This window comes from Sorangium sp. So ce1036, from assembly GCF_051369805.1.
GTDB classification, from domain to species: domain Bacteria; phylum Myxococcota_A; class Polyangia; order Polyangiales; family Polyangiaceae; genus Sorangium; species Sorangium cellulosum_F.
In genome coordinates, this window is the sequence record NZ_JBBMOX010000001.1 from 6,127,148 (window position 1) to 6,139,679 (window position 12,532).

Annotated in this window: 10 protein-coding genes; 2 read left to right on the forward strand and 8 right to left on the reverse strand. The window is 76.0% G+C overall.

Annotated features, from left to right (window positions below):
• Positions 1–89: 89 nt before the first annotated feature.
• The gene (locus WMF31_RS23115; RefSeq protein WP_436604020.1) at positions 90–2,171 is read right to left on the reverse strand and encodes a protein kinase domain-containing protein; all 2,082 of its coding nucleotides are present in this window, start codon (positions 2,169–2,171) and stop codon (positions 90–92) included.
• Between the two features lie 44 nt (positions 2,172–2,215).
• Positions 2,216–2,872 carry a hypothetical protein gene (locus WMF31_RS23120; RefSeq protein ID WP_436604021.1) on the reverse strand — a complete coding sequence of 219 codons (657 nt, stop codon included), beginning with the start codon at positions 2,870–2,872 and terminating at the stop codon, positions 2,216–2,218.
• Between the two features lie 127 nt (positions 2,873–2,999).
• Between WMF31_RS23120 and WMF31_RS23125 the strand changes: the two genes are divergently transcribed.
• Complete coding sequence (locus tag WMF31_RS23125; protein WP_436604022.1) at positions 3,000–4,205, forward strand: lipin/Ned1/Smp2 family protein; 1,206 nt, start codon at positions 3,000–3,002, stop codon at positions 4,203–4,205.
• An 87-nt stretch (positions 4,206–4,292) separates the two neighbouring features.
• Here WMF31_RS23125 and WMF31_RS23130 read toward each other — a convergent pair whose 3' ends face one another.
• Both WMF31_RS23130 and WMF31_RS23135 read right to left on the reverse strand, forming a co-directional pair.
• Complete coding sequence (locus tag WMF31_RS23130; protein WP_436604023.1) at positions 4,293–5,090, reverse strand: lysophospholipid acyltransferase family protein; 798 nt, start codon at positions 5,088–5,090, stop codon at positions 4,293–4,295.
• Between the two features lie 100 nt (positions 5,091–5,190).
• The gene (locus WMF31_RS23135) at positions 5,191–6,117 is read right to left on the reverse strand and encodes a hypothetical protein (protein WP_436604024.1); all 927 of its coding nucleotides are present in this window, start codon (positions 6,115–6,117) and stop codon (positions 5,191–5,193) included.
• A 320-nt stretch (positions 6,118–6,437) separates the two neighbouring features.
• On the opposite strand from WMF31_RS23135, the gene WMF31_RS23140 reads away from it, so the two are divergent.
• Positions 6,438–6,875 (forward strand): acyl-CoA thioesterase, encoded by a 438-nt coding sequence (locus WMF31_RS23140; RefSeq protein WP_129347426.1) that lies wholly within the window; start codon positions 6,438–6,440, stop codon positions 6,873–6,875.
• 43 nt (positions 6,876–6,918) lie between these two features.
• Here the strand turns inward: WMF31_RS23140 and WMF31_RS23145 are convergent, their stop codons facing one another.
• The 4 genes from WMF31_RS23145 to menD form a co-directional block, all read right to left on the reverse strand.
• Positions 6,919–8,463 carry a class I adenylate-forming enzyme family protein gene (locus WMF31_RS23145; RefSeq protein ID WP_436604025.1) on the reverse strand — a complete coding sequence of 515 codons (1,545 nt, stop codon included), beginning with the start codon at positions 8,461–8,463 and terminating at the stop codon, positions 6,919–6,921.
• On the reverse strand, positions 8,451–9,536 hold the full coding sequence (locus tag WMF31_RS23150) for a mandelate racemase/muconate lactonizing enzyme family protein (RefSeq protein WP_436604026.1): 1,086 nt from the start codon (positions 9,534–9,536) through the stop codon (positions 8,451–8,453). The genes WMF31_RS23145 and WMF31_RS23150 overlap by 13 nt, the downstream gene beginning before the upstream one ends.
• A 5-nt stretch (positions 9,537–9,541) precedes the next feature.
• The gene (locus tag WMF31_RS23155; protein WP_436604027.1) at positions 9,542–10,483 is read right to left on the reverse strand and encodes a 1,4-dihydroxy-2-naphthoate polyprenyltransferase; all 942 of its coding nucleotides are present in this window, start codon (positions 10,481–10,483) and stop codon (positions 9,542–9,544) included.
• Positions 10,484–10,669: 186 nt separating this feature from the next.
• Positions 10,670–12,511, reverse strand: coding sequence for a 2-succinyl-5-enolpyruvyl-6-hydroxy-3-cyclohexene-1-carboxylic-acid synthase (gene menD, locus WMF31_RS23160; protein WP_436604028.1), 1,842 nt, complete (start codon positions 12,509–12,511; stop codon positions 10,670–10,672).
• Positions 12,512–12,532 lie beyond the last annotated feature (21 nt).

The window sequence follows — 12,532 nt, forward strand, 5'->3', positions numbered from 1 at the left end:
ACGTCTCGGCGCGCGGCGCGGCCCTCCGCGGCCCGGACGACGCGTCCGACGCGCGGGCTTCGAGGCGAACGTCGCGGCGGCGCGGCGCCTCAGGAATAGATCCAGGCCAGCACGAACGCGGCGAAGGCCGCCGCCGCGACGGCGAGCGCGAGCGCGCGCGGCATCCCGAGGACCATCGGCCGGAGGCTGGCCTGGAACTGGATCGCCTCCGTGGAGCTCGGCGCGCCGAGCGGCGTGTCCGCGCCCGAGACGGCGTCCGCTGCGCCGGCCGCGGCGGACGCGCCGCCGGCGGCGCCGCGCGTCGCGTGGGCGGCGTCCGTGCGCTGCGAGAGCGCGCCGTCGTCCGGGAGCGCGGGCGGGCGCACCTGCGCCGGCGCGCCGAGATCCGGGAGCTGCGACGCCGCGGGCGGGGCCAGGTGCTCGAGGCCGAGCTGGGCGAGGATGGCGCGCTGCTCGCGCCCCCAGGAGACGGGCCCAGCGCTCGCCTCGGGCGCGAGGGTGAGCGGCGCCGACATCGCCTTGTGCATCGCCCGCTCGAGCGCGAGCGCCTCGTCGAGGCGGCGCAGCGCCTGCTGCGCGCCGGAGCTCGCGGAGGCGCGCAGCGCCTCGGCGGCCATCGACGACAGGTGGGCCGCCGCCTTGGCCATCGCCAGCTTGCGATCCGCGTGCGCGACCGCGAAGCGCGCCTCCTCGCGCAGCCGGATCGCCTCGGTCGTGAGGCGATCCGCCTCCGCGTGGAGGCGCCGCTCGCCCTCGGACGCGCCCTCTGCAGGGGCCGCGTCCGCGGACGTCGGGGGGGCGGCGTTGCCCTCCAGGGGGATCGAGCCGTACGAGGGCTGGCTGCCACGCGGCCGCCCGCCGCCCGCGAGCGCCGCCGGCTCCGCGCGCCCGCGGCCGCTGCTCCCGACGACGACCGTCTTCTCCTCGGACACCTCGGCGGAGGGCAGCGGCCCGCGCCGCCGTGGGCCGTCGTCGACCGTGTCCGCCTCGCGGAGCGAGGGGCTCGACAGCGGGCCGGGGAGCGCGCTGACGCGTGGCTCGAAGTCGGTCGCGTCGTCCTCCTGCGCGCGCGACGCGACACCCCCGCGGAACCGATCGGGGGTGCTCGACGCCCGCTCGCGCATGGCGTCGAAGGTGGGCCGGCGCGGCGTCCCCGTGGCCTCCGAGAGGGAGGGGCGCGGCGCGGCGACCCCCGCGAGGTTTCCGGAGACCGCGCGCTCGAACCAGCGCATCTGCCGCATGGCGTTGCGCCGCACGAACCGGCCGAGCGACTCCTCGTTCCCCTCGAGGTACCCGTGGCTGTGCAGCCAGCCGTCGAGCCGCGCGAGGATCTCGTCCGCGCCCTGGAAGCGCGCCGACGGGTCCCGCTCGAGGCAGCGCATCACGATCGCCACGAGCTCCTTGTCGATCTTCGGCCGGAGCTCCCGCAGGTCGGCCGCCGGCAGCGTCGCCATGCTCCTGAGCAGCTCGTGGTCACCCGCCGCGGGCCACGGGTGCCTGCCCGCGAAGAGCTCGAACAGCAGGATGCCGAGCGAGAACAGATCGGAGCGCCGGTCGGCGGGCCCCCCGCGCGCCTGCTCCGGCGCCATGTAGGTCGTCGTGCCCTTGCGCGACCCGACGAGCGTGTTCGCCACGCGGAGCGACGACTTGGCCAGCCCGAAGTCGGCGATCTTCACCTCGCCCTGGAACCCGACGAGCACGTTGCCCGGAGTGAGATCGCGGTGCACCAGGTTGAGCAGCTCGCCCTGCGGCGACCTGAGCTCGTGCGCGGCGGCGAGCCCGCGGCAGATCGTCGCGCCGATGTGGACGACGAGCCGCTCGGGGAAGACCTCGCCCGTATCGAAGACGGTCTTCATCAGCCGCGCGAGGCTCACGCCCTGGACCAGCTCGACGGCGAAGTACGTCCCCTGCTCGTCCGTCCCCCAGCCCGCGACCTCGACCACGTTCGGGTGCTTGAGCGCCGCGGTGGTGCGCACCTCGTCGAAGAACCGCGTGGCCACCATCGGATCGCCGGCGAGGTGCGGGAGCAGCCGCTTGACGGCGAGGAGCTCCCCGGGCCGGTGCGGACCGACCGACCTGCAGAGATCAACGCGGGTGGTGGCTCCGGACGCGATCTCGGCAAGGAACTGGAACGAGAGCGCAACCGGCGCGGGCTCTGGGAGCCGGGACATGCACGCTGAAGTCTAGCGGGCGAGAGCCCCCACCGGAAAGGGCCTCAGACGCCCGAGCGCGCGGCGGCGATCGCCGCGGTGATGCCCGAGGGGATCGCCTTGAGGTGCACGTCCAGGTGGTCGTCCTTGGTCTTCAGCGCACGGACACCGAGCACGGGCGCGCAGATGCGCAGCGCGCGCGCGACCGTCCGATTCCTGCCGAGCGCGGGGATCTTGAGGAGATCCAGGGTAAACCTGTCGTCTTTGGCGTCGATCAGCGCGGCGGGCCGCCTCGGCAAGAACGACACGAGGTTGCCGGGCTTGCTCAGATCGATCGCGCCGGAGCCGAGGAGCCCGGCGATCGGCGAGCTCTGGTCGCCGAGGACGTCGATCTTGAGATCGGCGACCCGCAGGCCGACCTGGATGGCGTCCGCCCGGACGTCGAGCTCCTCGGCGTAGACGGCGAACGACGCCCTGAGCGGAGTGCCCATGGCGTCGACCGTGAGCGCGAGGCGCAGGCCGGGCGGAGCGGCCTCGATCACGACGTCCTTCGGCGCACGTCGGCCTCCGCCGAGCTCCCGCGCGAGGTAGCGCAGCGCATCGATCGGGACGCCGACGCGCAGGCCGAGCGCGCCGCGCAGCGCCCGCGCGATCTCCTCGGGATGAGCCTTGAGGTAGTTACCGGCGTGGCGCAGCAGCACCTTCGGGTCGGGCTTGGGCATCGTTGGGGGCGCTACGATTGCCCGGAGTCCGCCCCGCGCGCAAGGGGCGAGCGCGATCTGCCGCGCGCGCAGGAACGGTGGGGGGGCTCGCTGTTCGCGCGGGAGCGGCTCGACCACACTCGGCGCGATGCAGACCAAGATCCTTCTTGTCACGGTCATGACAGCGCTCGCGATCGGCTGTGGATCGGCCGACGCGGCGTCGCTGTGGGTGCAGGACGGCGATCCGGCGGGCGGCGCCGAGGTATCGAGCGACGGCGATGCGTCGAGCGGCGATGGCGAGGGCCCGGACGGCGGAGAGATGTCGAGCGGCGACGGCTCCGGCGACTCCGGCGACGGCGATGCGTCGAGCGGCGACGGCTCCGGCGACGGGGTTCCGGGCGCGCTCTGCGATCCGCTGCCGGCGTGCGACACGGCGCCGCCGGACCCGGGCGACCAGCTCCCGTGGAATCACGTGTCCTCGTACCTCATCGCCGGCGCGGGAGCGCCCAACCACCGGGGGCGCGATCTGTACCTGACCCCGGACGATCCCCAGTGGATCATCGGCAAGTTCTCCTACGGGCTCAGCGACAAGGATCTGAAGGACGAGCAGGTCGACATCTACCTGCTCCGCGATTGCAGCGGCGCGTGGGAGCACCTCGGCGCGACGAGCACCACGGCCGAGGACTCGGCGCACCCCGAGATCGAGGGCGTCAGCGACAGCGGCGGCCGCGTCTACTTCGAGATCCCGGCAGACCGGCGGCTCGGGCCGGGCAGGCACCGGGTCCACCTGGTCGTCCGCGGCGATCGCTCGAGCACCGATCTCTTCATCGAGATCGTCCCCCGGGGTGCCCCGATCTTCGTGAGCGACGTCGACGGGACGCTGACCGGCACGGAGACCGAGGAGTTCACCTCGCTCCTCATCGGCCGGCTGCCCGACGTGCACCCGCACGCTGCGGCGGCGTTCCACCGGCTCGTGGTAAAGGGCTACCGCCCGATGTACCTGACCGCGCGACCGGAATGGCTCGTGCAGCGCACGCGCGACTTCCTCGATGCCTACGGCTTCCCGCCGGGCATCGTGCACACCACGCTCGGGCTGACCGGCGCGACGGGCGACGGCGCCGTGGAGTACAAGACCGCGGAGCTCGCGCACCTGCTCGACGAGAAGGGGTTGCTGCCCGCCTGGGCGTTCGGCAACACGGCGACGGACGCCGAGGCGTACGACAACGCCGGCGTCACGCCCCTCGCGCGGCGCGTGTTCTACCGGTTCGACGACCGGGCCCACGGGGGCCGCCGGATCGACACCTACGCCGAGCTGCTCGCCGAGATCGACGCGCTCCCGAGCCTCTGCGATTGATCCAGGGAGCCGCGGCGCTGCGCGCGGCGAGGGCGCGGCGGCCCGGCGCGAGCGGCAACGCGGCGGCAGCGGTGACGCGGCGGCGCCTCAGCCGGTCGCTTGCTCGGCGGGGGCGCCCCCTGCCGGCGGCCCCGAGGCGTCCGCGCCGCCCGCGAGCGTCTCGACCTGGCCGCCGAGCGATCGATAGAGCTCGCTCACCGCGGCATGGGCGCGCACGCGCAGGTCGTTCACCCGGGCGCCCTCGCGGCCATCCGGGCGCGCGCGGAGCGGCGCGCCGACCCGGACGCGGACGCGCCGCATGGTGCCGTCGCCCGTGTCGATGGCCCCCTTCTTCATGAGCAGGTGCGTGCCCTCGACCGCGACCGGCACCACGGGCACGTCGGCCCGGACCGCCGCGTAGAAACCGCCGTTCTTGAACTGCCGGAGGACGCCGTCCTCGCTCCGCGTGCCCTCCGGGAACACGAGCAGCGGCTTGCCGCTCCGGAGCACCTGCTCGAACCGCGCGATCGCCTCGGCCGCCGCGCGGGAGCCCACCGTGCGATCCACGGGGACGTGGCCCGCGAGCCTGAGGTGCCAGCCGAGGAACGGGATCTTCATGAGCGAGCTCTTGGCCGCCCACTTGAAGTCGCCCGGCAGCGCCGCGCCGAGGACCAGGATGTCGAGCAGGCTCTGGTGGTTCGAGCAGTAGACGAACACCCCGGCGGGGACGTTCTCGAGGCCGCTCGCCTCGATGTCGATGTCGAGCCCGCGCGCGCTCGCCTGGCACCAGCGGCGCATCGCCCAGAGGCTCGCCGAGCGGTCCCGCGTGAGCGGGCCGAGCGTCAGCGAGATGGTGCCATACGCCATGGTCCTGGCGGTGAACGGAACCCACTGGCGCGTCGCCAACCAAGCGCTTCTGAGATCCATCCCACGGCGCTTACCACTCTCCATGTCCGGAGAAAACGCGTAGCGTCTTGCGCGCTCGGCGCGCGCAAGGCGCGCGCGGCTACGGCTCCAGCGGCGGCGTGAGCAGCCCCCAGCCGAGCGTCACGGGTCGCCCGGCGCGCTCGAACTTCACGGTGTACAGGCCTGTCTCCTCGTTGTCCTGCACGACGCCGGGGCGCAGCGTCCCCACCCACTCGGCCCAGACGCTCGCCCCGACCTTGAGCTTCGGCCGGATGGGGATGGGGCGCAGCGCCGACTCGTCGGCGAGCAGCGCGGCGCCGCCGTAGCCGAGGGCGAACCACCGCGCGGGGCTGCCGGGCAGCGAGGTCTGGACGGTGTCCGGCTCCCCCGGCGCGCCGCCGAGCCGCGCCACGAGGAGCACGTGGCGCCACGTGTCGCCGTCCTTCCACGCGGCGAAGTTGCCCGGGGCGAGCCCCTCGGTCTGCCGGACGAAGCGGACGCCCTTGAGCTGCGCGAGCGGGGTGCGCGGGTCCATGTCGGTGTAGCGGACCTCGATCTTGTCCTTCACGAAGCGGGTGATCACGGCGTGCTTCATCACGCCGTTCCACTCCGTGATCACCGGATCGTGAGGGCGGAGCCGGGGCGCGTCGGGCACGGGGATGACGTAGCCCGGGTGGACCTTGTACGACGAGCCGCTCTTCCCCTCGATGATGAGATCATCGCCCTCGAAGGCGACCACGGTGGCGGCGTACAGCACCAGCGTCGACCCGAGCTTCGCGCCGGCGAGCATCCGGTCCGAGACGGTGAACACGCGGCGGCCAGGATCGAGCTTGAGCGTGCGCGGCGGGAGGCCGAGCGGGTTCGACGCGTGCGCCGCGCCGGTCGGCGGCGCGCTCTCCGCGACGGCGGGCCTCGGCAGCGCCGTGAGCGACGAGAGGGGCGGGCTCTGGGTGGGGGGCGGCGCCGGGGTCGGCGCGGGCTCGCACGCGGCCACGAGGCCCGCGGCCACGACGCACGCGCACGCCACGCCGCCGCGAACGCGCGGCGTCAGGGCGCCGGGACGTCGCGTCGCGCTCTTGTCGCGGCCTCTCGCAGGGACGCGGCCCGGCCTGCTGGACCCGACCCCGCGGCCGCCGGGACATCGGTCAGCCATCGGGGGCGAGCATGGCGCGCGAAGCGGCCGGCGGCGAGCGGAAAGGGACACGGGGGACAGGGCGACCACGCGACAGGAGCGCTTCCAGCGTCGACCGCCCGCGGCGGAGGCTGGCCGCGCGGGAGCCGCCGCGCGGCGTCGCGGCGCTCGCTTCGCGATCCGCGCGGCGCCGGCCTGGGCTAGCCTCCCGCGCGATGAAGCGCGCGTTCAGCGTCGATGAGCTCAAGCGGACCGCGGCTCGCCTCGCCGTGGAGCGCCGATCCGTGCGCTTCCAGGACGTGGACGCCGCCGGGATCGTCTTCTATCCGCGCGTCCTCGAGTATTTCAGCGACGCCTACATGACGGCGCTGAAGGAGCGAGGCGTCGACCTGCCCGGCCTGATCGCGGGCGGCGGCGTCAAGCTGCCGCTCGTTCACGCCGAGGCGGACTACCTGCTGCCGCTCCGGTTTGGGGACGCCGTCGAGGTCGAGGTGCTCGCGCCGAAGCTCGGCGACACGTCGTTCACGGTCGGCTATCGGGTGACCGCCGCGGGCGGCATCGCGGCCATCGGGCAGACGGTGCACGTGTGCATCGACGGCGCGCGCTTCACCCCGCGCCCGATCCCCGACGATCTGCGGGGCGCGCTCTCGTAGCCAGGCGGCGGCCCGCCCACGCCTCCCGGGACCGGGGGCGCGCCTAGGGCGCCGGGAGCGGCGCGAGCGCGGCCGCGAACCGCGCCGCCGCGCCGGCCCGATCGAGCTTGCCCGCGGCCGTGAGCGGGAGCGCGGCGACGGCGCAGAGGCGCCGGGGACGCTTGTGGGGGGCGAGCCGCGCCGCGACGGCGGCCGCGAGCTCCGAGGCCAGCGCGGGCGAGAGCGAGGCGCCGCCGGGATCGGGCGGCGCGGCCTGGTCGGGGACGATCGCGGCCGCGACCACGTGACCCCAGCGCTCGTCCGGCACGCCGAACACCACCGCGCCCGCGACGCCCGCGCAGGACTCCAGCACCTGCTCCACCTCGGCGGGGTAGACGTTCTCGCCGCCGGTCACGATGAGATCGGTCCGGCGCGACGCGACGTGCAGCCGCCCGGCGGCGTCGAGCGCGCCGAGATCCCCGGTGCTGAACCAGCCATCGCCGTCGATCGGGAGCTCCGGGTCGCGCCCGGGGCCGCGGTGATAGCCGCGGAACAGCACGGGGCCGCGGATCTCGATGCGGCCCACGCCGTCCGCGCCGGCGCCCGCGATGCGCAGCCCGACGCCGGCGACCGGCGCGCCGGAGCCCGGCTCGCGGGTGCGCGGGTCGCGCGGGCGCTGGACGGTGACCTGCGAGCACGCCTCGGTGAGGCCGTACGTGGTGAGCGCGGCGACGCCGCGGCGCGCGCACTCGTCGAGCGCCCGCGCCGGGGCGCCCGCGCCGCCGACGAGGACCGCGCGGAGCCGGGCGAGGACGTTGTCGCGATCGGCCTCGAGCAGCGCGAGCAGCATCGTCGGCACGACCGAGAGCAGCGTCGCGCGGTCTCGGACGATCGACGCGAGCACCGACGCGGGCTCGAAGCGGGGCGCTAGGATGACCGCGCGCCGCGCGAGCAGGCACCGCGTCACGATCGAGAGGCCCCCGACGTGGCAGAGCGGCATGCAGAGCAGCCAGCGGTCGTCGTCGCGCACGCCCAGGTTCGCCGCGCTCCCCTCGGCGGCGGCGACGAACGCCCGGCGCGGGAGCACCGCGCCCTTGGGCCGCCCCGTGGTCCCCGACGTGTACACGATCGCGAGATCGCCGGACGGGTCCGGCGACCGGCCGCCGGCCGCGCCCCCGACGCGCGGCGCGGCGAGGCCACGCGCGACCTCGTCGAGCAGGGCGGCGAGGTCGGGCTCGCGCAGCACGAGGTCGGGCCGGGCGTCGTCGAGCAGGGCGCGCGCCTCGCCGGCCGTGAGCCGCGGGTGGATCGGGACGAGGACGGCGCCGAGCGCGAGCAAGGCGTGGATGACAAGGACGGTCCCGAGCGCGTTCGGGGCGACGAGCGCCACGCGAGCGCCCTGCCCCACCCCCGCGCCGGCGAGGCGCGCGCGCACGGCGGCGACCGCGGGCGCGAGGTCGCCGAAGCGGAGCGCCTCGCCCGGGCGGACGGCGAGGCCGGGGATGTCGATCGCGCGCGGCGCGTCCGCCTCGGCGCCGCCGTGGACCAGCGCCGTCCGCGCGGCGGTCGCCGGATCGCGCGCGGCGTCGAGGAGGCTCAGCCCGTCCATGACCGGATGCCGAGGCCGGGCTGGCCGCTCGCCGCGACGCGGCCGCCCCGGAGGAGCTGCGGGATCGAGACCTCGGGCCACGCCGCGAGGCCGGCGTGCGCGTCGAGGCCGCACGCGATCGGCGGGCGCGGCAGCGCGAGGGCGAGCTCGCACGCGGCGGCGAGCGCGATGGGGCCGTCGAAGAGGTGCGTCACCACGGCGTCGATGCCGCGCGCCTGCGCCCTGCGTCCGAGCTCGTGCGCGCGCAGCAGGCCGAGCATCGCGGGCTTCAGGATGAACGCGGCGCACCCTTCCGCCTCGAGCAGGCGCTCCGGCATCCCCTCGAGCGCGAGCGACTCGTCGGCCGCCCACGGGACCTCGCACGCGCCGAGGTGGTGAAGGAGCTCCGGCGCGACCGGCTGCTCGACGAAGCGGGGGCGGAGCGGCGCGAGGTCACCGAGCCGGCGGGGCACGTCCCCGAGCGACCAGGCCGCGTTCGCGTCGAGCCGGAGCTCGACGTCCGGGTGCTCCCGCCGCAGCGCGCGCAGCGCCTCGAGATCGCGCGCGAAGCCCTCCTCGCCGCGCGAGCGCAGCTTCACCTTGATGGCGCAGACGCCGCGCGCGGCGAGGGCGCCGGCGCGGGCGAGCATCTCCGGGAGCGCGGTCGAGGTGGTGAGCAGCCCGTTGACCTGGACCTCGGCGTACCGCCGGTCTCCGCCGAGGCTCGCGGACAGCGGGAGGCCGAGGCGCTGGCCGATCAGATCGAGCAGCGCCGTCTCGAGGGCGAAGCGCGCCGCCGGGACGCCGCGCAGCCGCGGGGACATCGGCGCGAGCGCGCGCAGGATCGCGAACGCCGCCGCCCCCTTCGCCGCGCCGGCGGGCGGCGCGGCGAAGGGGAGCGCGATCGGGCCGAGCGCACCGGGCAGCGCGGCGAGCGCGCGCTCGTCGGCGTCGGCGGTATCGGGGGAGAAGCCGGGGAGCGGCGTGGCCTCGCCGAGGCCGACGAGCCCCTCCTCGTCCGTGAGCGACAGCACGAGGCCGCGGCGCGCGTCCTCCAGATCGAATCGCTCGAGGCGGGCGGCGACGACGCGCATGATCCCTACGGCTCTGCGGCGAGGCCCAGCGAGAACAGCAGCGCGTGGGCGAGCAGGAGCTTCGCCGTCCCGGCGAGGCAGTCGTTGAGCGGCCGGCCGTCGGTCGTCGCGAGCACCCGGAGCAGGCGCAGGGCGCGCGGGAACGTCGCGAGCACGAGGAGCGCCCACCGCCGGCCGTCGCCGACGGCGAGCGCGATCGGCACGGCGTAGGCGACCGCGAGCAGCATCGCGTACTCGATGACGCCCGCCCGGCGGCCGAAGCGGACGGCGAGCGTGCGCTTGCCGGCGACCACGTCCGTGTCGCGATCGCGGACGTTGTTCACGACGAGCACCGCGGTGGCGAGCGCGCCGACGGGCACGGCCGCCGCCCACGCGAGGGCCGGGACCGAGCCGAGCTGGACGAACGCCGTCCCGCAGACGGCCACGAGGCCGAAGAACACGAACACGAAGACGTCGCCGAGGCCGTGATAGCCGAGCGGGTACGGGCCGCCGGTGTACGCGACGCCGGCGAGGATCGAGACGACGCCGATCACGACGATCGGCCAGCCTCCGACGAGCGCGAGGTGAACCCCGAACGGCAGCGCGAGGGCGATCGTGACGAGGAGCCCGAGGCGCACCTGCCGCGGCGTGAGCAGCCCTGACTGCACGACGCGCGTGGGACCGAGCCGCTCGTGCGTGTCGGCGCCCTTCTCGTGATCGAAGACGTCGTTCGCAAGGTTCGTGGCGATCTGGATGAGCATCGCGCCCGCGAGCGCCGAGAGCGCCGGGCCGATCCGCATCGCGCCGAGGGCGTACGCGACCGCCGTCCCGACCATCACCGGCGCCAGCGCCGCGGTGAGCGTCGCCGGGCGACAGGCGAGGACCCACGCGCGGAACGAGCCGGGTCGCACGCCCTCCGCGGCCGTCGTCGCGGCGGCCGGCGTCCCCGAGGTCGCGGTCGCGCTCATGATCCCCGCCCCTGCTCCCGGGCGCGGCGCGCGCCCGCGGCGGCGCGATCGCGCCCGGAGCGCGCGGCGCGCCCGTGGGACGCCCCGCGCGCGACGCCGTCGGTCCCGGAACTTCTGCTCGCGTTGCTCTGGCTCATCATCGTGGATCCCTCTCCCGAAGCTCGGAGTCCTCGGCGCGCGCGCGGCTCATGGGGACGGGAGCTCGGCCGCCGCCCCCTCCCCTGGCGGCGCGCCGCTCAGGGCGGCGATCTCGCGGCGGACATCGGACCAGAGCCGCGCCGCGCGGGCGGCGCCGTCGTGGGGCGGCACGACCGCCTCGATCAGCGTCGCGCCGGGCCGCCTGTGCGCCGCGGCGAGGGCGCGGTCGAGCCCTCCCCTCGTGTCGGCGCGCTCGTAGGCGAGCCCGAACATCGCCGCGGCTGGCGCGAAGTCGAGGTGCTGCGGCATGGTGAAGCACCGATCGAGCAGCTCGGCGCCGCGCCTGGCGATGGGGAGGTGCTCGAAGATGCGGCCGCCGTCGTTCTGGACCACCACGACGACGAGCGGCGCCCCGCTGGCCCCGGCCCTCGCGGCGAGGAGCAGGCCGGTCAGGTCGTGCAGCAGGCTGAGATCGCCGAGCAGCAGCGTGAGCGGCGCGGCCGCGGCGGCGCTGGCGCCGGCCGCCGCCGACACGAGGCCGTCGATCCCGCTCGCCCCGCGCTGGTGCAGGACGCGCAGCGCGCGCGTCGACGGCGGGCAGTACGTGTCGAGATCGCGCACGGGCATGCTGTTGCCGATCGCGAGCAGCGAGCCCTCCGGGCACGCGCCGGCGACCGCCCTGGCGACGGCGCCCTCCGTGAGCGCTTCGCCGGCGCACGCGCGCGCCGCGAGCGAGCCCGCGATCTCCCCGGCGCGCGCGAACGCCGCGGCCCAGTCCGCCCGGGCGCGCCCGAGGTCGAGCGCCGCCCCGGCGAGCCGGGCCGCGAGCGCCTCGCACACGTCCGCGGGCTCGGCCATGACGAGGGCGGCCGCGGCGCTGGTCGGATCGTTCCAGCCGTGCGGGGACACGACGATCCGGCGGCAGCTCGCGTGCTCGGCGATGTAGGTCGCGTACCCGGCCGAGGTCGGCGGGGCGCCGAGCTCGAGGAGGAGATCGGGCGCGCTCGCCGCGCGGAACTCCGGCGCCCGCAGGAAGGCGTCGAACGAGGCCGGCATCACGACGCGCTCCGCGAGGGCGCCGAAATAGATCTGGCTCGTGCCCTCGGCGAGCACCGGGAAGCCGGTCGCCTGCGCCAGCGCGATCACCGCCCGCCGCGCGCGGGCGTCGTCCTCGCGGCTCGGGGCGGGGCCGCAGACGATGAGGCCTCGCTCGGCGCGCGCGCAGCGCGCGGCGATCTCGTCGATCGCGCGCGCGTCGACCCCGGCGCGGGCCGCCACGACCCGCGGGCCGCCCCGCCGCATCAGCGCCTCCCACTCGGCGTGCCACGGCTCGCGCGCGGGCACGTCGACCGGCTCGAGCGGCTTGCGGAAGCGCGCGTTGACGTGGACCGGCCCCGGCGTCGGCGCGAGCGCCACCGCGACCGCCTGGGCCGCGATGCGCGCCGCGGCGCGCATCGCGAGCGGCGACGGGTCCGGCAGGCCGAGCTCGGCGAAGTGGCGGACGTGCGCGCCGAAGAGCTTGGTCTGATCGATGGTCTGCGAGGCCGCGGCGTCGGCGAGCTCCCAGGGGCGATCGGCCGTGATCGCGATGAAGGGGGTGAAGCTCTGGTGCGCCTCGATGATCGCCGGCAGCGCGTGCGCGCACGCCGTGCCGGAGGTGCAGAGGAAGACGCTCGGCCGCCCCGTGACGCGCGCCTGCCCGAGCGCGAAGAACGCCGCGGCGCGCTCGTCGACGACGGCGTGGCAGCGCACCTCGCCGCTCTCCACCGCCGCGATCGCGAGCGGCGTGGAGCGCGATCCCGGGCAGAGGACCACGTCCTCCACCCCGGCCTGCGCGAGCGCGCGCACGAACAGCCGAGCCCAGGCGGAGTGGAGGTTCGATCCGCTCACCGCGGCCTCCCGAGCCCACGG

Bases quoted from the DNA above. Each gene is read 5' to 3' on its own strand.
- WMF31_RS23120 (WP_436604021.1), bottom strand. From the start codon at position 2,872: ATGCCCAAGCCCGACCCGAAGGTGCTGCTGCGCCACGCCGGTAACTAC.
- WMF31_RS23155 (WP_436604027.1), bottom strand. From the start codon at position 10,483: ATGAGCGCGACCGCGACCTCGGGGACGCCGGCCGCCGCGACGACGGCC.
- WMF31_RS23115 (WP_436604020.1), bottom strand. From the start codon at position 2,171: ATGTCCCGGCTCCCAGAGCCCGCGCCGGTTGCGCTCTCGTTCCAGTTC.
- WMF31_RS23125 (WP_436604022.1), top strand. From the start codon at position 3,000: ATGCAGACCAAGATCCTTCTTGTCACGGTCATGACAGCGCTCGCGATC.
- WMF31_RS23150 (WP_436604026.1), bottom strand. From the start codon at position 9,536: ATGCGCGTCGTCGCCGCCCGCCTCGAGCGATTCGATCTGGAGGACGCG.
- WMF31_RS23140 (WP_129347426.1), top strand. From the start codon at position 6,438: ATGAAGCGCGCGTTCAGCGTCGATGAGCTCAAGCGGACCGCGGCTCGC.
- WMF31_RS23145 (WP_436604025.1), bottom strand. From the start codon at position 8,463: ATGGACGGGCTGAGCCTCCTCGACGCCGCGCGCGATCCGGCGACCGCC.